The following is a 24926-nucleotide window of genomic DNA, read 5'->3' as shown; positions in this document are numbered from 1 at the left end:
CGTCATGGACCGTCGTACCTTCTTGGCCGGCAGTGGCGCCGTCGCAATTTCCTTGGTGGGAGCGCGAGCAGCGCTTGCCCAGGAGACTGCCACGGTGACCTCGCTGGCCGAGTTGCAGCAGGCAATCAACAGCGCCACCGCCGGCACCACGATCACAATGGCGAACGGTTCGTACGCCGTACCGTCAGGGTCGCCGATCACCATCAGCAATCGGCACGGGAGCAGCAGCGGGCCGATCACGATCGTGGCCCAGACCCGCGGCGGCGTGACGCTGACCGGCGCGCAGAGCTTCGTGTTCTCGGGGTCGTCGGACATCACGATCAGCGGGTTCGCGTTCCGGCAGAGTACGACGCTGGAGATCCCTGCGGACTGCCCGCGGATCCGGCTGACCCGCAACGACCTCGCCCTCGCGGCGTCGACCGGCCACTGGGTCGTCGTCCGCGGCGACGACGCGAAGATCGACCGCAACGTCTTCCACGACAAGTCCACCGTCGGCGTGTACCTGGTGATCGACGGCCCGGGCTCGGAGGCGATGGCACAGCGCACGTACATCCTGCGGAACTACTTCCGCGATCACACGTACGGCGGGGCCAATGGCGGGGAGCCGATCCGGCTCGGAGTGAGCAGCCGGGCGCTCAGCACCGCCGACGCGACGGTCGAGTACAACCTGTTCGAGCGGTGCAACGGCGATCCCGAGGCGATCTCGGTGAAGTCGTCCGGCAACACGATCCGGTACAACACGATCCGCTCGTCCGTCGGCGGGCTCGTCCTGCGGCACGGCAACGACAACCGGGTCGAGAGCAACTATCTGCTGTCCGGAGAGAACGGGATCCGGATCTACGGCAACGACCACCTGATCGTGAACAACTACGTCAGCGGGATCGCGGGCGCCGGCGTGGTGCTCGGAAGCGGCACGGAACGGGACCACTACGAGGGCGAGCCGTCCAGTTCCCGGACCGGCAACGACGCGCCCGACCGCGTGACGATCACGCTGAACACACTCCGGAACAACGGACAGGCCCTCGTCGGCGAGAGCCAGCGCACGGTGCCTCCGCTGGACTGTGTGGTGGCCGACAACCTGATGGTCGGCGACAGCGGCGAACTGGTCGACATGCCGTATCTCGCCGGGCTGACCTGGGCGGGAAACATCGCCTGGGGCCAGGCCACCAACGGCAACATCCCGTCGTCGGGCGTCACCCGCGCCGATCCGAAGCTGACTGCGGGCACCGATGGCGTCTACCGGCTCGGCTCGGGTAGCGCCGCCGCGGACGCCGCCGCCGTCGACCACTCGGGTCACGTCAGCGACGACGTCGACGGGCAGCCCCGCACGGCGCCGTACGACGTGGGCGCCGACGAGTACTCGACCGCCGCGCCGGTCCGACGCCCACTCACCTCCGCGGACGTTGGCCCAGGCGCCGCTTAAACCACGGTCGGTTGGCTGTTGCCGGCCTCGTCGATGCCGCGGCGCATGTCGACGCGGACCAGCAGCGCGAGGCCGACGACGAAGAAGAGGCCGAGTGCGACGATCGCGGGACGGTACGAGCCGGTGAGCTGGTGGACGAGACCGAACACCAGCGTGCCGAGCCACGACGTCCCGCGTTCGCCCGCCTGGTAGAGCGAGAAGTACTCCGCCTCGCGGCCCTTCGGGATCAGCTGGCTGAACGCCGACCGGGACAGCGCCTGCGTGCCGCCGAGCACGATCCCGATCGCCATCCCCATCGCCAGGAACGGAACGATCTGGCGCTCGGGCAGCAGGAATCCGGCGATCACGATCAGGATCCAGATCACCAGGCCGCCGGAGATGGTGCGATGGGCGCCGTACCGCTGGGCGAACCGGCCGAATGCCAGCGCTCCGAAGAACGCGACGAACTGGACCAGCAGGATGGTTGCGATCAGCACCTGCGTCTCGAACCCGAGCTGCTTCTCGCCGTACGTCGACGACACCGAGATCACCGTCTGGATCCCGTCGTTGAAGAACAGGTACGCGATCAGGAACAGCATCGTCATCTTGTAGCTGCGCAGGTGCTTGAGCGTGGCGGCCAGCTGACCGAAGCTCTGGCGTACGACGCTGCCGCTGCGGACCTGCACGACGTTCGTCGGTGGCCGGTTCCGCAGCCGGAGGAACGGGAAGAACGTGAAGATTCCCCACCAGAGCCCGGCGCTGAGCAGGCTGAGGCGTACGGCCGTGCTCTGACTCAGCCCGAGAGCGTCGTGGGCGGTGACGACCGCCAGGTTGACCAGGAGCAGCAGGAAGCCACCGGCGTACCCGAACGCCCAGGCACGGGACGAGACGGCGTCTCGCTGGTCCGGTGGGGCGATGTCGATGAGGATCGAGTCGTACACGACCAGGGACGAGCCGAGGCACAGGTTCCCCACGAACAGCAGCAGCGCACCGAGTTGCCAGCGCCCGCCGTCGACGAACACCATGCAGCAGGCGGCGAGTGCTCCGGCCCAGGCGAATCCGCACATCAGCAGCTTCTTGCGCGACATCCGGTCCGCGATCGCGCCGACCACCGGCAGGAACAGCGCGGAGATCAGGGTCGCGACCGTCACGACGTAGAACGCGAGCGAGCCGGGGGAGATGCCGAGCCCGAGCACGTCCAGGTTCGTGTGGCACGGGTTGTCGCTGGTCCCGACGTACCCGCAGGCGGCGTTCTCCGCGACCGACGTCAGGTACGGCGCGAACAGGACGGTGCCCGTGGTGGTGACGTAGCCCGAGTTGGCCCAGTCGTAGAGACTGAATCCCCAGTACTCGCGCTTGTCGACCGCCGGCGGGGCGGAGAGGAATCCCATGCGCGGAAGTGTGTCAGGTCCGGGGTACGTCGTGACGTACCGGCGGATAACACTTCAGTGCCACTGACCTCGCTCGATCAGGACATCACGAAGCAGGTCGGTGCGGTCGGTGATCAGGCCGTCGACGCCGGCGTCGAGCATCCGGCGCATGGTGTCCGGTTCGTCGATCGTCCAGACGTGCACCTGCTTGCCGCGGGAGTGCGCGCGCTTGATCAGGCCGGGCGTGAGCACGTGAAACGCGCCGTACCCCTCGGGGATCTGCAGGCAGGCGCCGCGGGCCTTCAGCGCGAACGGCAGGAAGCGGATCAGGACGATCTCCAACTCGCCGTACCCGGTGCACAGTCGTGGCCCGAGCAGCTTGCGGATCCGGCGGACCCGCGACTGGGAGAACGACGACACGCAGACCCGGTCGATCGAGTTCGCGGCGCTCAGGACCTTCGCGGCCGGCTCGAGGCCGCCCTCGGCCTTGATGTCGAGGTTGAACCGGATGTCCGGGAAGTGCTCGAGCAGCTCGTCCAGGCGCGGGATCGGCTCGTGGCCGTTGATCTTCGCCTTGCTGACCTCCGACCAGGGCAGCTCCGCGATCACCCCGGTCCGGTCGGTGACCCGGTCGAGCTTGTCGTCGTGGAACGCGATCACGACGCCGTCGCTGGTCGCGTGCAGGTCGGTCTCGAGGTACCGGTACCCGAGGTCGACGGCGTGCTGGAAGGCGTGCAGCGAGTTCTCGTAGCCGACGTTGTCCGGGTGCTTGGCGCCGCCTCGGTGGGCCATCGCGATCGGTCCGTCGTGGTCGAGGTAGGGGTACACGTGTGCAGTATGTACCGTTTGGGTGGTGACAGTACTCCGCTCCCGCCCCGATCTGTGGACTCTCGATCCCGAGGTTGTGCATCTCAACCATGGTTCGTACGGCGCTGTGCCGCGCCGCACGCAGGAGGTGATGGCCGGCCTCCGCGCCGAGATGGACGCCAACCCGATGGTCTGGTTCCGTACCGTCGCCGACCGGCTGACCGCGAGCCGCCTGGCGCTCGCGGCGTACCTGGAGACCGACCCGGACGGATTCGCGCTCGTCCCGAACGCGAGCGCCGGCGTGACCGTCGCGCTCCAGACGCTGCCGATCCCGGCCGGCAGCCGGATCGTGCTGACCGACCACGCGTACGGCGCGGTCCGGTTCGCCGCAGAGCGGTTCGCGAAGGCGCACGGCGCCGAGGTCGTGAACGTCGAGATCCCGATCGAGGCCGACGACGAGACCGTGGTCGCGCTGATCGCGGACCGCTTGGACGGCGCGTCCGTCCTGATCGTCGACCAGATCACCTCGGGTACGGCGAAGGTGTTCCCGATCGATGCGCTGGTGGCGGCCGCCCACGAGCGCGGCGTACCGATCGTGGTCGACGGCGCGCACGCCCCGGCGCTGATCGACGCACCCGCCGCCGGGGGCGCCGACTTCTGGACCGGCAACTTCCACAAGTGGCCGGCCGCGCCGCGAGCAACGGCCGGGCTGGTGGTCGCCGAGCAGTGGCGTACGGCGTCCATGCCGCTGATCGTGTCGTGGTCCGAGTACGACGAGCGGATGCCGGAGCGCTTCGACATGCTGGGCACGTACGACTACGTGCCGTGGATCGCCGCGCCGGAGTCGCTGCAGGTCCTGGCGGAGCTGGACTGGCCGACCCGTCGCCCGCAGCTGACCACGTTGGTCGAGGAGGGCGCGAAGGTCCTCGCGAAGGCGCTCGGGACCGGCGTTGCCGAGGTGGCGCACCCGCCGGCGACGATGCGCCTGGTAGAGCTGCCGTCCTCGTTCGACCTGGCCGGCGGCCCCGAACTGAAGCTGCGCGTGTCCCGCGAGCTGAAGGCCGAGATCACTCTCACCGGCTTCGACGACCGGGGATTCATCCGCCTCTCGGCGCACGCGTACAACTCGATCGCGGACTACGAGAAATTGTCGGAGGGCCTTCCTAGGGTTCTGGCGTGAACGATATCCAAGGGTCGTACAACGCCGCTGCCACCGACTACCACGCGATTCTGCGCGACTATCACCGTGCGGATCCGTTCGAGAAAGGTGCCCTCGGCTACTTTGAGCAGCTCGTCCCGGACGGACCGGTGGGGGATCTCGGGTGTGGCACCGGGCGGATCACGACGTACCTGGCCGGTCGGGGGATGGACGTGTTCGGGGTCGACCTGACGCCGGGGATGATCGAGGTGGCCCGGCGAGAGTATCCGGAGCTGCGGTTCGAGGTCGGTTCGCTGTTCGACCTGGACCTGAAGGACGGTGAGCTGGCCGGGGCCCTCGCGTGGTATTCGCTCGTTCACACTCCACGCGAGGACCTTCCGGCGGTGTTCGCGGAGCTGTTCCGCGTCCTGCGCCCCGGCGGCCACCTCGTGCACGGCTTCAAGGTCGGCGACGGCAGCCGCAATCTGAGCAGCGCCTACGGTCACGACCTCGACCTCGAGGTCTACATGTACGACGTCGCGGACGTCGCCGGGCTGCTCGCGAGCGCCGGGTTCGCCGAGGTGGCGACCCTGACGCGCGCGGCGCTGCCCGCTGAGAAGGACGCGGCCCAGGCGGCCCTGATCGTCCGCAAACCGGCTACCCCTTGACCGCTCCGGACGTCAGACCCGCGACGATCTGCCGGTTGAAGAACAGGAACATGATCAGCGGCGGGATCGTGATCAGCAGGATGTCCATGAACAGCAGGTTGTACTGGGTGCTGAACTGGCCCGAGAAGTTGTAGAGGGTCAGCTGGACCGTCGCGTTCTTGTCGCCGGGCAGGAAGTACAGCGGGTTCACGAAGTCGTTGAACACGTTGACCGACTGGACCACGACGACGGTGACGATGACGGACCTGAGCAGCGGGAAGATGACCCCGAAGAACAACCGCAACGGCCCGGCCCCGTCGATGATCGCCGCCTCGTCCAGCTCCCGCGGGATGGTCGCCACGAAGGCCCGGAACAACAGGATGCAGAACGACAACCCGAACGCGATCTCGATCAGGATCAGCCCCGGCATGGTCTTGAACAGCCCGAGCTTCTGCAGCACCCAGATCGTCGGTACGACGGCCGGCGGGATGATCAGCCCGGACAGCACCAGGAAGTTGATGAAGCCGTTCCACTTGCTCTTCCGCCGCTGCAGCACGAACCCGGCCATGGCCGCCAGCACCACCATCCCGGCGACGCTGGCCACGGTCAGGATCGTGCTGTTGATGAAGGCGATGACGAGCATGTAGTCGCGGGCCTTCACCACGTCGACGAAGTTCTGCACGAACTGGAACTGGTGTGGCCAGGAGAAGTCCAGGTCGGCGGCCTGCTGCCGGTCCTTCACCGCGGTCAGCACCATGAACACGAACGGGATGATGAACACCACGATCGACGCCACGATCGCGACCACGCTCAGCGCCCACTTGCGGCCCGGCCGGTGGTTGACGAGTTCGGCGGTGCTCACATGTCCACCTCCTTGCGGTTCAGGAACCAGTTCAGCGGCAGCACGATCGCGGTGACCAGCACGAACAGGATGACGTTGCCGGCCGTCGACAGACCGTAGAACCCGGCCTGGTACTGCTTGTAGATCACCGACGAGATCACGTCCGAGGTGAAGCCGGGGCCACCGCGGGTCATCGCCCAGATCAGCTCGAACGACCGCAGGCCGCCGATCAGCGACAGGATGATCACGGTGACCGTGGCCGGCTTGCACAGCGGCAGCACGATCCGGCGGAACGTGTCCCACGCGCCGGCACCGTCGACCCGGGCGGCCTCCATGTACTCGCGGGGGATGGACACGATGCCGGCGATGTAGATCAGGGTCGCCAGTCCGACGCCCTTCCACACATCGACGGCGGCGATCGACATCAGGGCCCACTTCGGGTCGGTCAGCCACCCGGGTCCGTCGATGCCGATCACGCCCAGGGCGCCGTTGATGATGCCCCGCTCCGGGTTCATCATGACCTGGAACAGCAGGCCGACACCGACGGTGCTGACCAGCACCGGGAAGAAGACGACCGACCGCAGATACCCGCGGCCGACGATCTGCGACGTCAGCAGTACGGCGAGGAGCAGGCCGAGCACGACCTTCGAACCCGACGTCACCACGGCGTAGATCAACGTGTTGGTGAAGCCTTTGACCAGGGCCGGCTCCTGGAAGAACATGACGAAGTTGTCCAGCCCGATGAACTTCGACTCGAACAGGCTCCACCGGGTCAGGCTGTAGTAGAACGAGGCGAAGGTCGGGACCAGGAACAGCACGGCGTAGATCACCGCGGTCGGCAGGTAGAACCAGAACGAGTACGGCGTGTAGACCTTCCCCCCGGCCGCCTTGGCGGCCGGGGATGCCTCAGAGCGCGAACTTGGACGTGCCGAGGTAACGGTCACGGTCTCACCAACCCGCCAGCCCGAGCTGCTGGGCCTGCTTCTTGACGTCCTCGTCGTACCGGGCCGCGCCGTCCTTCGCCTTGCGGATGCCGGACCCGACCTCGACCGTGATCTGCTCCAGCGAGGGGCCCTTGACCGGCGAGAGGAACTCCAGCGCCAGGCTGGACGAACCCTCCTTGTCGAGGTACGGCTGCATGTCCTTGATCGCCTTCGGTACGTCGTCGCCGAGCGTGCAGCCCTTGACCGCGTACGGACCGGTCGGTGCGCCGGCCGTGTTCTGCGACTTGCAGCCGTCCGGGCTGGCGACGAAGGCCTGGAACTTCTTGGCCGCGTCCAGCTTGGCGCCCTCGGTGGTCTTCGGGATGTACAGGCCGCCCGGCGTCCACAGCGTGAGGCCGTTCTTGCTCGCGTCGTCACCAGGCAGCGCGAACAGGCCGACGGTCTTGGCCGCGTCCGGGTAGGTGGCAACCATGTTCGCGACCACGCCGGACAGGATCGGGTAGTGCGCGCCCTTGCCGGTGGCAAGCATCTTCAGGCCGTCGGGCAGCTTCGCCGAGGCGAAGTCCTTGTTCTCGTAGCCGGCGTCGTGGACGGCCTCGGTGTGCTCGAACCCCTTGAGCGCCGCCGGCGACGTCGCGTACTTCGCCTGGTTCTTGGTGTACTTGTCGGCGAAGTCCGGTTCGGCGGAGGAGACGTTGTGGAAGTCTCCGAGCACGAACAGCTGCGAGGTCCAGGTTTCGCCGTACGTCTGGATGACGGGGGCGACGCCACCGCCGGACGCCTTGATCTTGGCGTTGTTGGCCATGAACTCGGCCCAGGTCTTCGGGATCGTCAGCCCGAGCTTCTCGTAGACCGGGATGCTGTAGAGGATCGCACCGCCCTGGAAGCCGCCGACGGGTGCGCCGTACACCTGTCCGTCGGCGGTCACGGTCTTCTTGAAGTTCTCGTCCAGGTCCTTGACCCACGGCTCGTCGTTGACCGACAGCAGGTTCTTCTGCGGCGCGATCGCGTTGAACAGCGACCCGGTGTTGTAGTTGAAGATGTCGACCATGTCGCCGGTGGACAGCCGGGTCTTGATGATGTTGTCGCCCTCGGTGCCACCCGGACGCGTCTCCACCTTCACGGTGATGTTCGAGTTCTTCGCGTGGAAGTCCTTGGCGAGTTGCTCGGCCTCCTTCACGTCCTGGTCCTGGTTGGTGGTCAGGTACGTGATCTCGACCGCGCCGCTGCCACCGGCGTCGTCGCTGGATCCGAGACTGCCCGCGCTGCACGCGGCAAGGGTTAGGGAACAGACAGCCAGCAGTGCGAGACCGCTGGCTCCTGGGCGGAACCTCATCATGACCTCCAAGGGATGTACATCGCGGCAGCGGGGCGGTCGGTGAGTTGGGTTAGTGGGTGAGTCGTGCGTCGAGCTCGGCCTGCAGGGCCGGGGCGTCCGGGTTCTTGCGGAAGCGGCCGAGCACGGGGATCAGCTCCGCGGCCGGCATGTCGAGGTAGCGCTCCAGGCGGACGGTGAGGTCCGTGTCCGCCGTGACCACCTCGTCTTCGATGGCGGCCGCGACGATCGCGGTCCACGCCGGTGCGTTGTCGATGAGTTGGCGGATCGTGGCGTCGGCGGGCACGTCCGGCGTCTCGGCGTACGGGTCGTCGGCGGTCCACTCGTGTGTTCCGTGACCGACCTCGACCGGCTCGTCCTGTCCAGGTACGGCGACGCTGGCCTGGGATCCGACCGGCACGGTCACGGACAGCGTGACCTGACCGTTGTCGCGGGCCCACGCCACGGCTGCCTCGCCGTACGGCGTGACGTGTTTTGCGGAGGCCCTCGTCAGATGCTCGGTGACGAGTGGGCGCACCTCGAAGGTCCGGTAACCAGGATCGACCGCGGCCAGGCCCGCGACGCGGCGGTGCATCCAGTCGGCGACCGCGCCGAGGGCGTAGTGGTTGAACGACGTCATCTCGCCGGGATTGATGCTGCCGTCGGGCAGCATGCTGTCGTAGCGTTCCCAGACCGTCGTGGCTCCCATCGTCACTGCGTACAGCCAAGACGGGCAACCTGTCTGTAGCAGGAGGCGGTATGCCAGGTCAGGATGTCCGGAATCGGCCAGCGCGTCGGAGATCAGCGGCGTTCCGACGAATCCGGTACTGATCCGGAAACTCGACGTCCGGACGAGATCTGCGAGTCGTTCGCCGGCGCCGCGCCGCTGGGTGTCGGTCGGCAGCAGGGCCCACTGCAGGGCGAGGGCGTAGGTCGTTGCCGCGTCGCTCAGTACCCGGCCGCCGGCGGTGACGTACTCGGTGGCGAACGCCTGCCGGACGCCGTCGGCCAGAGTGGCGTACTGACGGGCGACATCGGGCTGGCCGACGATCTCGGCGGCCTGCGCGACCACCTCGGCCGAGCGGGCCAGGTGCGCGGTCGCGACCACGTCGGCGTCGGCCTTGGCCTTGAACGCGTTCTCCGGAGGAGCCGTCGGGTCGAGCCAGTCGCCGAACTGGAAGCCGCCGGACCACAGCAGGTTGCTGCCGGCCAGGTCGGCCATCTTGTCGACCCACGCGCGCATGCTCGGCAGTTGACGCGCGAGCAGGCCGGCGTCGCCCGTGCGCTGGTAGATCACCCAGGGCACGATCGTTGCCGCGTCACCCCAAGCCGCGGTCGCCGGGTGCTCGTCCTTCAGCACGTCCGGCACGACGTACGGCACGGATCCGTCCTTCTGCTGCTCGGCCGCCAGGTCGGCGAGCCAGTTGGTGAGGAAGCCGGCGCTGTCGAACAGGAAGGTCGCGGTCGGCGAGAAGACCTGGATGTCGCCGGTCCATCCGAGGCGCTCGTCGCGCTGCGGGCAGTCGGTCGGTACGTCGACGAAGTTGCCGCGCATGCCCCAGACCACGTTCTCGTGGAACTTGTTGAGCAGCTCGTCGGACGAGTCGAACCAGCCGGTGCGGCGCAGGTCGGTGCCGACGACGACGGCCACGATGTCGTCCTTCGAGAGAGCGCTTACTCCCGTGACCTCGGCGTACCGGAAGCCGTGGAAGGTGAGCGGTGAGTCGAGGGTCACCTCGTCCGGGCCGGCGAGGATGTAGGTGTCGGTCGCCTTCGCGGTGCGGAGCGGGCGGACGCCGAGCTCGCCGTTCTCCAGGACCTCCGCGTGCCGCAGGACGATCTCGTCGCCCTCGGCCTGGCCGCGGACCGTCAGGCGAACTCGGCCGACAAGGTTCTGGCCGAAGTCGATGAGGGTCTTGCCGGACGGGGACGTGGTGATCTCGAGCGCGGGCAGGACGTCGGTGATCCGGACCGGCGGGCCGTCGGGGGCCACGAGCAGGTTCAGGTCGGCGTCGAGAACGTCCACCAGAGAGCGCTCTCCGGGTTTCCTGCGCAGGTCCGTGGTCTGGCCGTCGTACAGGTCGTCGGCGAGGACGTTGCTCTCCCGGGAGGTCCACGTGCCGTCGCTCGCGAACGTGTGGACCTGACCGTCCTCGGTGGTGACCTCGAGCTGGGCGAGAACGGCGAGGCGGTCGCCGTACAGCTGCTTCTGGTGCTGGAAGCCGATGCGGCCGCGGTACCAGGCGTTGCCGACGAGGAACTCGAGCGTGTTCTCACCAGGTCGAACAAGCTCGGTCACGTCGTACGTCTGGTAGCGGAGCCGGAACTGGTACGACGTCCAGCCGGGCGCCAGCTCCTCGGTCCCGACCCGTTGCCCGTTGAGCTCGGGGATGTAGATGCCGTGCGAGGTCGCGTACAAGCGGGCCTTCACGACGCCGTCGGGGAGGTCCGCGGTGCCGGCGATCAGTGGAGCGGGGGAGCCGTGCGGGTTGTTCTGCGGGCTGACGAACCGGGCGGTCCAGTCGTCCGGCGCAAGCAGGCCGACCTCGACCGTCGCGGCCTCGCTCCAATCGCTCCAGTCTTCGTTTCCACGGACGCGGACCCGAACCTGCGCGGATTCACGCGACGTGAGCGGCGAACCCGGCCAGGGCACCAGGACCTGGTCGGGGGACTGGACGGTGAAAACTTCTGTGGTTCCGGTGGTGATCTCGACCTCGTACGCCGTCTGCGCGTAGCCGGCGTCCGCGGCCGGGACCTGCCAGGAGATCCGCGGGCTCGCGGTGCCGAGGCCCAGTACGGGCGCAGGCTGATGCTCGAAGCGGAGGGCGGTGGGTGCGGCGAGTTGCGACATGAGACTCCAACCAAGGCGCTGATCAGGACGGTATGTGAAACGATTCATTAGGTGCTCTGACAAAACGCTCGATCTTTGGCTGATGGATCGGCGAGGACGTTTCGCCTGTTCCCCGATCCTGCGACCGGCAGTCGCCGGCTACTAGCCCGATGTGCACTCGATCTAGCACGATCTGCACCTTGGCTCGTATCGTGAAGCGATGCCAGAGGACAGTTCGGAGATGGCCGCCGAGCCGGTGAGGACCCGCGGGACCGTGCTGCACTTCGTCGAAGGGACGGTCGTGCACGCGGGCACACACCTGCACGAAAAGGCGCATCCGCTGCACACGCACAGCTTCTTCGAGCTGCTTCTCGTCACAGGCGGTGAAGGCGTCCACCACAGCCTCGCCGGACGCCAGCGACTGCAGGCCGGCGACGCGATCCTGCTGCGTCCGGGGGTCTGGCACGAGTACGTCGAGTGCGACGGGCTCGAGGTCTACAACTGCTGCTTCTCCGCCGACCTGGTCCGGCGCGAGCTCGCCTGGGCACGCGAGGATCCCTTGCTGGGCTACCTGTTGTGGACCGGCCCGTTCTCGGCTCAGCGCCGCGGAATGATCGGCACGCATCTCGATCCGGCGACGGTGCAAGAGGCGGTCGGTCACCTCGACGGATTGCGCCGGCTACGGAACCAGCCGCTGAGCCGGCATCGCGGCGAAGTGATCGGCTGGCTGTCGTTGTATCTGAGTTGCGTCGCGCGAACCGTCGCGGAAACCGACGAACGCGGCGAGTACACCCACCCGGCCGTCGTCGATGCGATGCGCATGATGGAGGCCGACCCGGCCCGGCACTGGACGCTGACCGATCTCGCGGGGGAGTTGCACCTCGCGCCCGGGTACCTGGTCCGGCTGTTCAAGTCGGTGACCGGGCTGCCGCCGATGGCGTACCTGTCGCGGCATCGCGTCGAACTCGCGGCCGACCGCCTGCTGCACACCGACCTGCCGATCAACCGGATCGGTGAGTCGGTCGGCTGGCCCGACCAGAACTACTTCGCCCGCCGGTTCAAGTCCCACTACGGGCTGTCCGCATCGGCCTATCGGCAACGTTTCAATGGGATTCGACTCAGTCCGTCCGGCCACTGATCAGCAACTCGAGGCCGTCCAGGATCCGCTGCAGGCCGAACTCCAGACCCTGGTTCTCGCTGCCCGCCGACGTACGCATCGCGGTGGTCAGATGCGGGAACCTGTCGGCCTCGGTGGAGAGGATCTCGGCGAGCGACAGCTGCATGTCCTCCTCGGTCAGCCCGGTCGTGTGCCCGGGGAAGGTCGTGGACTGCTGCGCGATGTTCCGGACGTGACTCGTGATCACCAGGATCGAGTCCAGCTGCTCGCCGCCGCTCAGTCCGGTGCCGGTCAGCGCCGCGACGCCGCGCTCCATCCAGGCGAGCTCGTTCGGGCCGAGCAGGCGACGGCCGATGGTGGACTGCAGCAGCCACGGGTGTCGTGTGAATCCGTCGTACAGGTCGACGGCCCACGTGCGTAGCGCCTCGCGCCACGGTAGGTCGGGGCGGTCCGGTGGGCCGCCCATCGCCAGGTCGCTCATCACCGCGACCAGCTCGGTCTTGCCGGGGACGTATCGGTAGAGCGCCATCTTCGTGACCGGGAGCTCGCCGGCGACACGTTGCATCGAGACCGCGTCGAGGCCCTCCGCGTCCGCGATCGCGATCCCGACCTCGGCGATCGCGGTCAGCGTGATGGCCGGCTTCGGGCCGCGGGTCCGGGCCGGTTCCTTGCCCCAGAGCAGTTCGGTCATCGCGTTCCTTCGCTATCGACTTGAACTGTGTCTACCATACACATTACTGTGTCCGGCAGACACAGTTACTCTCGACGGAGGCAATGATGAAGGTTCTGGTTTCGGGTGCGAGCGTGGCAGGGCCCTCGGCGGCGCTCTGGCTGGGCCGTGCGGGGCACGACGTGACAGTGGTCGAGGTCGCGCCCGCGCTGCGGCAGGGCGGGTACGCGGTGGACTTCCGCGGTGAGGTGTTCACGACCGTCTTGGAGCGCATGGGCGTGTTGGAGGACCTGCGGTCGCTGCAGACCGGGGGGAGCGCGATGCGGTTCGTCGACGAGTCGGGACGCAAGCTGATGCGGCTACCCGCCGAGTTCGCGGGCGGGGAGCTCGAGGTACTGCGGGCAGACCTGTCGCGGGTGTTGTACGAGCACAGCCGCGAGCAGGCGACGTACCGCTTCGGCGACTCGATTGCGAGCCTGCAAGAGCACGCGGACGGCGTGGACGTCCGGTTCGAGAGCGGGATCGAGGAGACGTACGACCTGGTGGTCGGGGCGGACGGGATGCATTCCGTCGTACGGCGGCTGGCGTGGCCGGCGGAGCAGGTCCTCGAGCGGCACCTCGACTACTACGTGGGCGGCTGGGAGGTCCCGAACACGCTGGGGATCTCCGGCGACGCGCTGCTGTACAACGTGCCCGGGAAGCTCGCGAGCGTCGGCGCGGACCGTCGCGATCCAGGGCTCGCGCAGACGCTGTTCGTGTTCAAATCGCAGGTGCTGGAGTACAACCGGCGCGACCTGGACCAGCAGAAGGCCATCCTGCTCGAACAGTTCAGCGGCCTCGGCTGGCACGTCCCGGAACTGCTCGCAGCGTTGCCGGCAGCAACGGAGCTGTACTTCGACTCGATCAGCCGGGTTCGCGTGGACCGCTGGTCGACCGACCGGATCGTGCTGCTCGGCGACGCGGGGTACGGCGCGACGTTCGGAGCGCTCGGCACCGGGACGGCGGTGGTCGGCGCCTACGTACTCGCAGGGGAGCTGGCGCAGGCTGGCGACGATCTCCGGACCGCGTTCGACCGCTACGAGGAGCGGCTGCGGAAGGCCGTGTCGAAGACCCAGGACGGCAGCCGTTCGGGTCAGTTCATGGCGCCGGCGACCCGGTTCGGGATCGCGGCGCGGAACAAGATCCTCGATCGGCCGTTCTTCCTCAACCAGATGCTCAAGATGGCCCAGAACATGAGCGAGCTGATCGAGCTGCCAACCTACTCAGCCGAGCAGGGGCAGTTTGTGCAGGAATGACTCCCAGGAGTCGGGCAGCCAGCCCGGCACGCCGAGCACGGCCATGTAGAGCCAGATCGCGACGAGCACGCAGACGAACAGGGCCAGCGTGCCGAGCGCCTTCAGCCAGGCGGGCTGCTTGCCGGTCCAGGCGGTGAGAGCCTTCACCCAGTCCTTGACCCGGTACAGCAGCCGCTGGGCCCACTCGAACTCGCTCGCGAGCACGGCGAGACCCGCGATGAACAACGGGATCCCACCCGGTCCCGGCAACCAGCCGGTCAACGGCGCGGCAATGATCAGCAGTCCGCCGAGAACGCCCACGGCGATGCGGTAGAACAGCAACTTCTTCGGATTCTCGCGAATCCGTCTCCGCCATTCCCACCGGTCGTCCGCTGCATCGAGCGTGATGTTGTGATCGGTGCGGTCGGGACTCTGTTTCTCGGCCACGGCCCCAGCATACCGGGCGTTCAGGCAGTGGCCGGGTTGCCGAACTCCCAATGCCACGGCTCTTCCCTGTTACCGCCCTGGTCGGCCCAGGCCGGGTGCAGCCAGCCGTACGCCGACGCGTGTGACTTCATCCACTGGTACTGGGTGGTGCTGTACCTGTCGACGCCGCCGCACAGGTCGACCGCGACGCCCCAGCCGTGGTTGGACGTGCCCGGGAGCGCGGCCAGGGAGGGCTTGCGCTGGTAGAGGCTGACCTGGGACGCGTACGAACGGTAGGAGTCGGTGATGCACAGTGACTTGCCGAACTGCCCACGGTAGGCCGAGGCGAGCTTCAGGTACGCCGCGGCGGCGTCGCACCTGAGCATGTGACCGGATCCGATCGCGCACAGCTTGCCGGACGGGATCATGCCGTTGCTGTAGCCGCCCCACCCGGTGCTCGCGGACCCGGTCGCCAGGAACGGCATCGGGTTGACCGGGTCGCCGCCGAGCCGGACCTCGAAGTGCAGGTGCGGCCCGGTCGAGTTGCCTTCGGTGCCGACGGCACCGATCTGCTGCCCGGCCGTCACCTGTTGCCCGTCGGCGACGTCGACCCGGCTCAGGTGGGCGTAGAGCGTCTCCAGCCCGTTGCCGTGGTCGATCCGCACCAGGTTGCCGGCCCAGGCGGGGTGCTCGACGCGTGCGACACCGGAGGTCACGGCGCGTACCGTCGTACCGACCGCGGCCGGGAAGTCCTGGCCGGTGTGGACTCCGGTCGCCCACATGGATCCCGACTGACCGAACGGCGTACCGATGTCGTAGGTCTCGTCCGGCAGCGGCCACGTCCAGGATCCGGAGCCGACGTCGTACGACGTGGCCGTGTTGCCGCACCGGAACGCGTACGACTCGGACGTCGCCACCGGCGCGACCTGGGGTTTCGTCGGGGCGCCGAGCGTCGGGCGGAGTGCGGCGTACAGGTTGTCGGGGATCGTCGTGACGACGACCGAGCCCTTCGACTCGTCGGCGGCGATCATCTCGCCGTTGTCGAGCGCGATGCCGATGTGGACGAGGCCGAGGGACTTGCTGCCCATGACGAGCAGGTCGCCGGGCTGGATCTGGGCGTTCGGGACGGCCTGATAGCCCGGGTAGACCTTGCCGACCAGGTTCGGCAGCGTTGTGTACGGCTGCCACGCGACGCGGGCCGCACCGAGGCAGCCGTACGTGTCCGGGCCGGTCGCGGCAACGCCGTACGGCTTGCCGACCAGGCCGAAGGCCTGATTGACCGCCCGGATCGTCTCCGCCGACATCACGCGCACGGTTCGCCCGGCCACGGACACCGACGCGACACCGGGGACCGCTGCACCGCGGCGGGTCAGCGGCGCCAGTCCGGTCGGCAGCTTGCCGGGATTCTTGAGTACGGCGGCCGCCGGGGGAGTGACCTTCGTGGCCGCGAGCTCGGCCAGGTACGTCTGCCAGCGCCCGAGCGCCTGCTGGTTGCGCGCCAGCTGCAGCTGCTTCGAGAGCGCGGAGGCGACATCGAGATCGGCCGTCTGATCAGCCATCGCCGCGGAGGCGCTGGCGGCCTTGTGCTGGACCTGATTGCTGAGCTCCTGGGCCTTGGCCGCGGCCTCGTTCGCGGCGGCGCGCTTGGTAGTCGCGTCCGCCTTGAGCCGGTTGGACTCGGCCTCGGCGGCCATGGCCTTGTTGTACTGCGACACCTGGGTGTTGCCGAGCTGCGTGATCGCGGTCTGCCGGTCGGCGATCTCCTGGAGGTTCTCGGCGATCGGGGCGAGCGACCAGAGCATCGACTCGGTACCCATCACGGTCGGGACGCCCAACTGGTACGCCTGCGCGGTGATCACGCCGAGCCGGCGGCGCTCCTCGTCGGACAGGCCCTTGGAGGCAGCCGCACTGGACTCCGCCTTCTTCGCGGCCGCCTCGGCGGCCTGCGCCACCTTCAGCGCCTTTGTGTAGGCGATGGTGGCCTTGGCGAAGTCGGCCTGGACGGCGGCGGCTTCGGCCTGGAGCTGCTCCAGGGAGCGGTTGACGTCGGTGACGGAGGCAGGCGGCGGCGCGGTGGTCGAGGGCGTCGGGTCATCGGCGTACGCGGGCAGTGCCACCACTGCCAGCAATGTGCCGAGTGCTGCTAACCGCAGCCCCCGATGTCTCCCCAGATTCATCCGTCCCCCATGAAATTCGCCTCACGCGCCTGGCCAGAGTAGGCGGCGTACGGTCCGTGTGGAACCCCGGTGCACACACCGTGACCATGAGGCGAGCCACAGTTGCCGCCTCGGCGTCGGATCGGCTGGCCCGACCTATTAAAGTTCACTGCATGGCCTCGCACTTTGACGTTGTTGTCCTCGGCGCCGGTCCCGGTGGGTACGTCGCGGCGATCCGCGCCGCCCAGCTCGGGCTCAAGACCGCCATCATCGAGAAGAAGTACTGGGGCGGTGTCTGCCTGAACGTGGGCTGTATCCCGTCCAAGGCGCTGCTGCGGAACGCCGAGCTGTCGCACATCTTCCGGACGGAGGCGAAGACCTTCGGCATCAGCGGCGAGGTGACCTTCGACTTCCCGACCGCGGTGCAGCGCAGCCGGAAGGTCGCGGACGGCCGGGTCAAGGGCGTCCACTTCCTGATGAAGAAGAACAACATCACCGAGTTCGACGGCTGGGGCTCGTTCACCGACGCCAACACCCTCGACGTGACGCTGAACGACGGCTCGTCGGAGACCGTCACCTTCGGCTCCTGCATCGTGGCGACCGGCGCGACCACCAAGCTGCTGCCGGGCACGCAGCTCAGCGAGCGAGTGGTGACGTACGAGGAGCAGATCCTCACCGAGGAGCTGCCCGGCTCGATCGTGATCGCCGGAGCGGGTGCGATCGGCGTCGAGTTCGCGTACGTGCTGGCGAACTACGGCGTGAAGGTGACGATCGTCGAGTTCCTGGACCGGATGGTGCCGCTGGAGGACCCGGAGGTCTCCAAGGAGCTGGCGCGGGCGTACAAGAAACTCGGCGTCGACGTCCTGACGTCCACCCGCGTCGACTCGATCGACGACTCCGGCGCCTCGGTCAAGGTGACCGTGACCGGCAAGGACGGCGTACAGCAGACGATCGAGGCCGACAAGGTCATGCAGGCGATCGGCTTCCAGCCGCGCGTCGACGGCTACGGCCTGGACAAGATCGGCGTACAGCTCACCGAGCGCGGCGCGATCAACGTCGACGGCTTCTGCCGGACCAACGTTCCCAACATCTTCGCGATCGGCGACGTGACCGCGAAGCTGATGCTCGCGCACGCGGCCGAGGCGATGGGCGTGATCGCGGCCGAGACGATCGCGGGTCACGAGACGATGGAGCTCGACTACGCGATGATCCCGCGGGCGACGTTCTGCCAGCCGCAGATCGCCAGCTTCGGGTACACCGAGGAAGAGGCCCGCAAGCTCGGCCACGACGTGAAGGTCGCCAAGTTCCCGTTCACCGCGAACGGCAAGGCGCACGGCCTCGGCGACCCGACCGGCTTCGTCAAGGTGATCAGCGACAGCAAGTACGGCGAACTCCTCGGCGCGCACCTGATCGGCCCCGAGGTCACCGAGCTCCTGCCCGAGCTGACCCTGGCCCAGAAGTGGGACCTGACCACCAAGGAACTGGCCCGCAACGTCCACGCTCACCCCACCCTGAGCGAAGCCCTCCAAGAGGCCTTCCACGGCCTCGAAGGCCACATGATCAACTTCTAGCCGGGTTGGGGAGGATTTCATGCCGTTCTGGGCGCAAAATCCTCCCCAACTTACTAGGCGACGGCAGTGGCCTCGAGTTCCACCAGTTGGCCGGGGATTGCCAGGCGCGTGACGCCGAGCATTGTGGTGGTCGGGGTGACTCCGGCGGCCGCTAGGCGACCAGCCAGTACGCCGTAGTGGGGGAACAGCAGGTCGACGTCTGTGGTGTAGACGTTGAGGCGGACGAGGTTCGTGAGGGACATACCGGCCTCGGTGAGTACTGCCTCCAGGTTGTCCAGGCTCAGCGCGAGCTGTGCGGGGAGATCTCCGTCGTGCTGAGGTTTGCCGTCGGCGTTCATCGCGGTCTGACCGGAGCAGTACAGCGTCCGCGTGTGGCCTTCAACCAGTTCGCCTTGGTTGAAGCCCAGCTCCAGCGACCACGGCACCGGGTTGACTGCGGTTCGTTCAATCGTCATGGCGGCGAGCTTTCCAAGAAATCACGACACCCTTCGTCAGGTATTGTTTTCGGGTGCGCGCCGACCGGTTGGTCTCGCTGGTCTTGCTGCTGCGTCAACGCGGCCGGATGACGGCGGACGTGCTCGCCCGCGACCTGGAGGTGTCGACCCGCACCGTGCTGCGGGACATCGAGGCGCTGTCCGCGGCGGGCGTTCCTGTGTACGCCGAACGCGGCCGGCACGGCGGATTCGCGTTGCTGCCCGGGTTCCGGACCGAGCTCACCGGGCTGAATCACGACGAGGCGCTGGCGTTGCTGACCGCCGGCTCCGGGGTCTTCGGCCTGGGCTCGGCGCTTGCGTCGGCGATGCGCAAGGTGGTCGACGCGCTCCCCGAAAGCCATCGAACCACCGCGAGCGAGGCGGCGCAGCGAATCCTCGTCGACCCCGAGACCGACCTGCTCTCACGCCGCCTCGTCACCAAAGAAGTGCCCGACACCACGATGCTCGAGGTCCGCCGCGCGGTGCTGGCCGGCCGCAAACTGCGCATCCTGTACGCCGCCACCGACCGGGAGCCGCAGTGGCGCACGGTGGACCCGATCGGCCTGGTCACCGTCCGGGACCGGGGCTACTTGCTGGCGAGAAGGTCCGGCGAGGACCGCACCTACCGACTCTCGCGGATGCAGGGCGCCGAGGAACTCCCCGAACCGGCCGAGCGCCCGAACCAGGTCGACCTGGACCGCATCTGGCGCGACCGCTCCGCCCAGTTCCTCTCCGACGGCCACCTCACCGTCCTGGTACGGGTAAACCCGTCACGCCGCGAAGACCTCCTGAATGCCGCGGTCGCCGTCCGAGCCGAAGCCCCGGACCCCGACGGCTGGCTCCGCCTCGAGGTCACCTTCCAGGACTCCTGGCACGCCGAATGGGCCCTCTGGCAACTAGGCCTCAACGCAGAAGCCGTGGCCCCACAGTCCCTACGAGCTGCCCTCCACAACCGAGCCGCCGGCCTGGCCGCCCGGTACGAGTCAACGGTCGGCGACATCACCTAGCACGGGTTTGACGTCGACAATCGGAGTCCCGTCGAGGGCTTCCAGGTTGGCGACCTGCACTCGTAGACCATCCACCGCGAGCACGGTCACCCGATGCAGCCCGAGCGGATTCGGCCGGTCGGGAGACCGTGTGCTGAAGACTCCGGTCGGCGGGCGGGACTCGTCTCCGCGCGGATGGACCTTCTGCACACTCCGATCCGCCCGATCGAACCAGCTGATGAGGATCAACTCGTCACCGGCCGCAACGTCGGCGAGGGCATCCCGGACGGACCCGTCGAACACCACCCAAGCATCCGGCGCCCCTTCATCCCCTTGCCGCGGCGCATCCGCGCGCTCGCGCAACTCCGACTCCACCCGCCCGATCGCACGCAGTACAAGCTCATCCACGGTCACAGCTCCCGGCCCCGGTTGTCCACCACCCGAGAGTACGCGCCAACCGACCCCCGGAGACGGTGTTACCCAGCTTTAGGCCTCGTCGCGCCGCGTGGAGTCGTCGTTCGTGTTGCGCAGTATTCCCTTGTAAACAAGGGCTTCTGGGCCCGGGCTCAATTTGACCGAGACCGGATCGTGACATAAACTAGAACACATGTTCGAAGCGGATCTGGGCGAGCTCGACACCGCGGACCTGCTGGCCGCGGCGTCGGAGTACGGCCGGATCCAGGACCGGGCCGCGGTGCGGGTGCTGGAGGCGGCGCTGGTGTTTGCCGATCGGCACGCGGTGGTGTGGGGCGAGCCGCGGCCGGGCTACGAGCAGATTCATGTGTATGGCGGTGACGGTTGTCCGGGGGTGGCGGAGTTCGCGCCGATCGAGTTCGGCGCGGTGATGCGGATGTCGAGCGGTGCGGCTGCGGCGTTGATCGGGGAAGCGTTGGCGTTGCGGCATCGGCTGCCGAGGATCTGGGCTGCGGTGCTGGTCGGGAAGGCTGTCGCGTGGCGGGCGCGCAAGATCGCGCACGCGTGCCTGGCGTTGTCGCTGGAGGCGGCCGCGATCGTGGACCGGCGGGTGGTCGGGATCGTCGACACCGTCACGCCGGGTGCGCTGCAAAGGATCGTGAAGGCGGCGGTGTGGGAGGCCGACCCCGAAGCGGCGAAAGCCCAAGCGGAAGCGGCCGCCCGGACCCGGGGTGTGTTCGTGGCTCCGTCGGATGACCATGGCACGAAGCGGATCTGGGTCCGCGCCGCGGCCGGCGACGTGATCCGCTTCGACGCCACCATCGACGACCTGGCCCGCGCGCTGAAGACCCTGGGCGACACCGACGACCTGGACCAGCGCCGCGCGAAGGCGATCGGCTGGATCTCCGACCCCGCAGCAGCCCACCAGTTGTTGGAGGTCGCCCGCCACCTCGCCCGCACCCAGCCGGCCCGCACCCAGCCAGCAGACCCGACGCCAGCAGACGCCCAGCCCACCGACGCCCGGCAGGCCCTCACCCAGCCGGCGGACCTCCCGTCGGCAGACGCGCAACCCACCGGCGTCCGGTCGGTTGACGGCACCGCACAGTGCGGAGCTGCGGACGCCGGAGCGGAGGCTGTCCCGTCAGACGAGTCCCAGGTCGGTCCGTCGACGCCGGGCCGAGGCAAGCCCGCCGAGGGGCCCGCCGACGACCCGACGAAGGTCACGCCTGATCCGTGGACCGAGCCCACGCCCGGCAGCGATGATCCCGCGAGCGGCTGGGTCATCCAGCGAGACTGGGCCAACGCGGACGACTGGGCCAACGCGGACGACTGCGCCATTGCGGAGGGACGGGCCAGTGCAGATGGATGGACCTGTACGGAAGGATGGGTCGACGGTGGGCGAGATGCGGCGGCCGGCGTTCTGTCCGCGAACAGCGGGGAGGACGGGGACGCGTTCACGCGGCGGATGCTCGCAGGCGAACTCCCCTCGCGGCTGGCTGCGATCAAGCGCGAGGCCCACCGCAACGGTCTCGGCGCTGGGAGCGGGCGGCGGAACCGGCACACCCTGTACGTGCACCTCACCGACCGGACGCTTGCCAGCGGCAACGGCGTGCTGCGGGTCGAAGAACTCGGACCGCTGCTCGCAGGCCAGCTGAGCGAGCTGCTCGGTCATGACCAGATCGTCGTGAAGCCCGTGATCGATCTTCAGGATCAGGTCAGTGTGCACAGTTACGAGATTCCGGACCGGATCCGCGAACGGGTTCGGCTGCTGCACCCGGTGGACATGTTCCCGTACAGCGGCGCCGAGGCCACCAGCCGGATGGATCAAGACCACATCACGCCGTACGACCGCACCGGTCCACCTGGACAAACCACCGCCGACAATCTCATACCGCTAGGCAGACTCCACCACCGCGCCAAGACCTTCGGCGGCTGGCGAAGCCGACGCCTGCCCACCGGAGCCATCGACTGGACCAGCCCCCACGGATTCCGGTTCGTCGTCGACCACACCGGCACTCATTCATTCCCGTGCGCCTCCACCGCGACCGAACTCGACGCGGAGAGTCTTCTGACATGAGGATGTGCCGGCGGTATGCCGCGCGGGAGGCTCGCCGAAGGCGCTCCCTTGATTCAAAGGGCCAAGTCCGGCAGAGCATGGCCAGCCGGGTCACGTCGGTCGTCGCGGTTGTCAGCCATTCGCTTGAGGATGCGATCGAGCTGCGCGATGGCCGCGTCACCTGGTGACTGCACCGGGCGGAGGCGTCTGGGGGCCACGTCTGGCGCTGCTGGGCCCCTGCCAGCCGGGGCTTTTCAGCTCTCGCATGGAGGCGATCTGGAAGGACCATCGTTGTGCGAAGTGACTCGCGTTGGCGAGCCGACGTTCTATCGCGATCAGCTCGTCGAGGTGCTGGGGATCACCTAAGTCCATGCTGTCGTTGGCCTGCCGTCGCCAACCTTCGGATGCGACAGCTTCGCGCTCCCACCGCTCCATGTAGTCCGAGCGCTCCTCCTCGCACAATGTGAGGAACTCGGACACCGGCCGAGTTGCGTCCTGGCCCCTGAGCAACCACCGGGAGTGCATGACCCCGTTTCGCTCGGTCTGAGCCGCCTCTGCCTCATCCACAAACGCGACAAGCGGTCCGCAGTGCGTCGAGTCGAGCCGCTGCCTTGCGAGTGCCCGGATGTTGTCGCGGACCTTTCCAGCGTGGGCGCGCCGAGCCTTGAGCTCGTCGACCAGGTCGGGCGCGAGCTGAAACCAGAGCGCACCAAGGTCCGCGTCTAGGCGGCCGGCCGCAAGTGAGATGCGCCCAACCTCCATCAGGGTCCGTTCATCCGGATACATTGCCTGGATCACCGTTCCGTTGCCGCGGTTCGCGTTGCGACGCATACACAACTCGGTCCGTCTGAGGTCCATTCTCAGGCGTGGCTCGGCCACACGATCAGCTGCTAGCCCGGGTTGGGGAGGGTGCTGTGCCCATCTGGGTACAGGATCCTCCCCAACGCCGAAGCTCAGCGTGGGTACCTGTAGACGGTCTGGAGGGGCTCGCCTGGGACGTGGACGTGGAGGGCGAAGCCGGGTTCGGTGGTGGGGTCTACCAGGGTTCCGGTTGGGCTCTCGGGTTCGAAGGGGAGGGGGACCGATGAGCGGATGCCGGGAGCTACGCGGAGGGGGATGCCGGCGAAGGTTGCGGTGATGGCGTTGTGGACGTGGCCCGCGAGTAGTGCGGTGACCGGCTTGTCCTGGAGGACGGTGGCGAAGGGTTCGCGGGTGCGGAGCATCCACTGGTCCATCGTTGGGTGATGCAGGTTGAACGGCGGCTGGTGGAACGCGACGAACACCGGTCCGTCGAACGGTTCCCGCAGTACGCCGTCCAACCAGGCCAGCGACTCCTCCGGCAGCAGACCGTGGTTCTCGCCGGGGACCGTCGTGTCGAGCAGGACGAAGCGGGCCTCCCCGACCTCGCGAACCTGATGCACCGGATGCCCCTCACCGGGCGCGTCGATGAACGACGCGAGCCCGGCGCGGAACGGGGCACTCACGTCATGGTTGCCCGGCAGGACGAGCACGGGCACCGGCAGCTCGAGCTCGGCGGCGAGTTCGGCGTACTCGGACTCCAGCCCGTGATCGGCGAGATCGCCGGTGACCACGACGACGTCGACGGATCGGCGGAAGTCGTTGAGGTACGACGTGATTCGCCGGAGCCGCGACCGCGCCTCCTCCGAACCGTCTAGATGCGGATCACTGAGGTGCGCGATGACGTACATGTCAGCACACTAGTCAGGCCGGGTGCCGGAAGATGGTTTGGAGCGCGGCCCCCGGGGTGTGGATGTGCAATGCCAGGCCGGGGTGGGCGGTGGTGTTGTCGACCAGGCCGCCGCCGGGGGCCGGGGGCTCGAAGGGGAGTGGCGGGGTCGAGCGGACTCCCGGTGCGACCAGGAACGGCAGCCCGGCGAAGGTGGTTGCGAGGCCGTTGTGCACGTGCCCGGCGAGCAGGGCGGTGATTGGTTTGCCCCGGAGAACGGCCTCGAGTTCCGTGCCGGAGCGGAGCAGCCACTGGTCGAGGACCGGGTGGTTCAGCTGGAACGGCGGGTGGTGGAAGGCGACGAACAGCAGGCCGTCGACAGGTTCCGCGAGTACGCCGTCGAGCCAGGCGAGCGACTCCGCCGACAGCAGGCCGTGGTCCTCGCCCGGCACCGAGGTGTCGAGCAGGACGAACCGCGCGCCGCCGACGTCGTGCACCTGGTGCACCGGATGGCCGTCGCCGGCGGAGTCGACGAACGACGCCAGGCCGGCGCGCAAGGGCGCGCTGACATCGTGGTTGCCCGGCAACACCAGGACGGGTACGTCCAGCTTCAGCTCTGCGGCGAGTTCGGCGTACTCGGACTCCAGGCCGTGATCGGCGAGGTCGCCGGTGACCAGGACGACGTCGACGGGCCGGCGGAACTCTCGCAGGTACGACGTGATTCGCCGGAGCCGCGATCGCGCCTCCTCCGAGCCGTCGAGATGCGGGTCACTGAGGTGTGCGATCACGTACATAGGCAGCA

Annotated in this window: 22 protein-coding genes; 8 read left to right on the top strand and 14 right to left on the bottom strand. The window is 68.0% G+C overall.

Translation table 11 applies throughout. The annotated features are described in order from the left end of the window. Positions 1–4 precede the first annotated feature (4 nt). Positions 5–1423 (top strand): polysaccharide lyase 6 family protein, encoded by a 1419-nt coding sequence (locus E0H45_RS16345; RefSeq protein WP_131338188.1) that lies wholly within the window; start codon positions 5–7, stop codon positions 1421–1423. Here E0H45_RS16345 and E0H45_RS16340 read toward each other — a convergent pair. Then, on the bottom strand, positions 1420–2793 hold the full coding sequence (locus E0H45_RS16340; protein ID WP_131338187.1) for an MFS transporter: 1374 nt from the start codon (positions 2791–2793) through the stop codon (positions 1420–1422). The genes E0H45_RS16345 and E0H45_RS16340 overlap by 4 nt on opposite strands. Before the next feature lie 54 nt (positions 2794–2847). Beyond that, entirely contained in the window at positions 2848–3600 is a 753-nt protein-coding gene (locus E0H45_RS16335) for a glycerophosphodiester phosphodiesterase family protein (RefSeq protein WP_202872363.1), read from the bottom strand. A gap of 25 nt (positions 3601–3625) precedes the next feature. Here E0H45_RS16335 and E0H45_RS16330 point away from each other — a divergent pair, with 25 nt between their 5' ends. Together E0H45_RS16330 and E0H45_RS16325 are read left to right on the top strand one after the other, a co-directional pair. After that, positions 3626–4759 carry an aminotransferase class V-fold PLP-dependent enzyme gene (locus E0H45_RS16330; protein ID WP_238155044.1) on the top strand — a complete coding sequence of 378 codons (1134 nt, stop codon included), beginning with the start codon at positions 3626–3628 and terminating at the stop codon, positions 4757–4759. After that, positions 4756–5385 carry a class I SAM-dependent methyltransferase gene (locus E0H45_RS16325; protein ID WP_131338185.1) on the top strand — a complete coding sequence of 210 codons (630 nt, stop codon included), beginning with the start codon at positions 4756–4758 and terminating at the stop codon, positions 5383–5385. Before E0H45_RS16330 ends, E0H45_RS16325 begins: the two co-directional genes overlap by 4 nt. Here the strand turns inward: E0H45_RS16325 and E0H45_RS16320 are convergent. Genes E0H45_RS16320 through E0H45_RS16305 form a run of 4 tightly spaced genes read right to left on the bottom strand, consistent with a single transcriptional unit; the run spans position 5375 to position 11315 of the window. Beyond that, positions 5375–6226, bottom strand: a complete 852-nt coding sequence (locus E0H45_RS16320; RefSeq protein ID WP_238155043.1) for a carbohydrate ABC transporter permease — start codon at positions 6224–6226, stop codon at positions 5375–5377. The genes E0H45_RS16325 and E0H45_RS16320 overlap by 11 nt on opposite strands. Then, entirely contained in the window at positions 6223–7149 is a 927-nt protein-coding gene (locus E0H45_RS16315; RefSeq protein ID WP_131338184.1) for a carbohydrate ABC transporter permease, read from the bottom strand. Before E0H45_RS16315 ends, E0H45_RS16320 begins: the two co-directional genes overlap by 4 nt. Before the next feature lie 4 nt (positions 7150–7153). After that, a complete protein-coding gene (locus E0H45_RS16310; RefSeq protein WP_238155042.1) occupies positions 7154–8488 on the bottom strand; it encodes an ABC transporter substrate-binding protein in 1335 nt (444 codons plus the stop codon). A gap of 49 nt (positions 8489–8537) precedes the next feature. After that, a complete protein-coding gene (locus E0H45_RS16305; protein ID WP_131338183.1) occupies positions 8538–11315 on the bottom strand; it encodes an alpha-L-rhamnosidase in 2778 nt (925 codons plus the stop codon). Positions 11316–11514: 199 nt separating this feature from the next. Between E0H45_RS16305 and E0H45_RS16300 the strand changes: the two genes are divergently transcribed. Further along, positions 11515–12432: a helix-turn-helix transcriptional regulator gene (locus tag E0H45_RS16300; RefSeq protein WP_238155041.1), complete on the top strand. Its 918-nt coding sequence runs from the start codon at positions 11515–11517 to the stop codon at positions 12430–12432. Here E0H45_RS16300 and E0H45_RS16295 read toward each other — a convergent pair. Next, positions 12413–13102: a TetR/AcrR family transcriptional regulator gene (locus tag E0H45_RS16295; RefSeq protein ID WP_131338182.1), complete on the bottom strand. Its 690-nt coding sequence runs from the start codon at positions 13100–13102 to the stop codon at positions 12413–12415. The genes E0H45_RS16300 and E0H45_RS16295 overlap by 20 nt on opposite strands. Before the next feature lie 83 nt (positions 13103–13185). Between E0H45_RS16295 and E0H45_RS16290 the strand changes: the two genes are divergently transcribed. After that, positions 13186–14376: an FAD-dependent monooxygenase gene (locus E0H45_RS16290; protein WP_272948983.1), complete on the top strand. Its 1191-nt coding sequence runs from the start codon at positions 13186–13188 to the stop codon at positions 14374–14376. On the opposite strand, the gene E0H45_RS16285 is transcribed toward E0H45_RS16290, so the two are convergent. Together E0H45_RS16285 and E0H45_RS16280 are read right to left on the bottom strand one after the other, a co-directional pair. Beyond that, the gene (locus E0H45_RS16285) at positions 14344–14802 is read right to left on the bottom strand and encodes a PGPGW domain-containing protein (RefSeq protein WP_238155039.1); all 459 of its coding nucleotides are present in this window, start codon (positions 14800–14802) and stop codon (positions 14344–14346) included. The genes E0H45_RS16290 and E0H45_RS16285 overlap by 33 nt on opposite strands. Before the next feature lie 20 nt (positions 14803–14822). Continuing rightward, a complete protein-coding gene (locus E0H45_RS16280; RefSeq protein WP_238155038.1) occupies positions 14823–16901 on the bottom strand; it encodes a peptidoglycan DD-metalloendopeptidase family protein in 2079 nt (692 codons plus the stop codon). Between the two features lie 209 nt (positions 16902–17110). Here E0H45_RS16280 and lpdA point away from each other — a divergent pair, with 209 nt between their 5' ends. Further along, the gene (lpdA, locus tag E0H45_RS16275; protein ID WP_131338179.1) at positions 17111–18508 is read left to right on the top strand and encodes a dihydrolipoyl dehydrogenase; all 1398 of its coding nucleotides are present in this window, start codon (positions 17111–17113) and stop codon (positions 18506–18508) included. A 53-nt stretch (positions 18509–18561) separates the two neighbouring features. On the opposite strand, the gene E0H45_RS16270 is transcribed toward lpdA, so the two are convergent. Beyond that, the gene (locus E0H45_RS16270; RefSeq protein ID WP_131340471.1) at positions 18562–18957 is read right to left on the bottom strand and encodes a RidA family protein; all 396 of its coding nucleotides are present in this window, start codon (positions 18955–18957) and stop codon (positions 18562–18564) included. A 59-nt stretch (positions 18958–19016) separates the two neighbouring features. Here E0H45_RS16270 and E0H45_RS16265 point away from each other — a divergent pair, with 59 nt between their 5' ends. Beyond that, complete coding sequence (locus tag E0H45_RS16265) at positions 19017–19988, top strand: helix-turn-helix transcriptional regulator (protein WP_131338178.1); 972 nt, start codon at positions 19017–19019, stop codon at positions 19986–19988. Here the strand turns inward: E0H45_RS16265 and tsaA are convergent. Next, entirely contained in the window at positions 19965–20375 is a 411-nt protein-coding gene (gene tsaA, locus E0H45_RS16260) for a tRNA (N6-threonylcarbamoyladenosine(37)-N6)-methyltransferase TrmO (protein WP_202872362.1), read from the bottom strand. The two genes, E0H45_RS16265 and tsaA, sit on opposite strands and share 24 nt — an antisense overlap. Positions 20376–20574: 199 nt before the next feature. On the opposite strand from tsaA, the gene E0H45_RS16255 reads away from it, so the two are divergent. After that, entirely contained in the window at positions 20575–22458 is a 1884-nt protein-coding gene (locus E0H45_RS16255) for an HNH endonuclease signature motif containing protein (protein ID WP_131338177.1), read from the top strand. 156 nt (positions 22459–22614) lie between these two features. Here the strand turns inward: E0H45_RS16255 and E0H45_RS16250 are convergent, their stop codons facing one another. The 3 genes from E0H45_RS16250 to E0H45_RS16240 all read right to left on the bottom strand — a co-directional run bounded on the left by E0H45_RS16250 (position 22615) and on the right by E0H45_RS16240 (position 24918). Further along, a complete protein-coding gene (locus tag E0H45_RS16250) occupies positions 22615–23268 on the bottom strand; it encodes a hypothetical protein (RefSeq protein WP_131338176.1) in 654 nt (217 codons plus the stop codon). Positions 23269–23390: 122 nt separating this feature from the next. Next, on the bottom strand, positions 23391–24146 hold the full coding sequence (locus E0H45_RS16245; protein WP_131338175.1) for a metallophosphoesterase: 756 nt from the start codon (positions 24144–24146) through the stop codon (positions 23391–23393). A gap of 13 nt (positions 24147–24159) precedes the next feature. Beyond that, positions 24160–24918, bottom strand: a complete 759-nt coding sequence (locus tag E0H45_RS16240) for a metallophosphoesterase (RefSeq protein WP_131338174.1) — start codon at positions 24916–24918, stop codon at positions 24160–24162. Positions 24919–24926: the final 8 nt, after the last annotated feature.

Source organism: Kribbella soli, assembly GCF_004331345.1.
In the GTDB taxonomy this organism is placed as follows: domain Bacteria; phylum Actinomycetota; class Actinomycetes; order Propionibacteriales; family Kribbellaceae; genus Kribbella; species Kribbella soli.
This window is presented reverse-complemented; position numbering and strand designations above follow the sequence as displayed.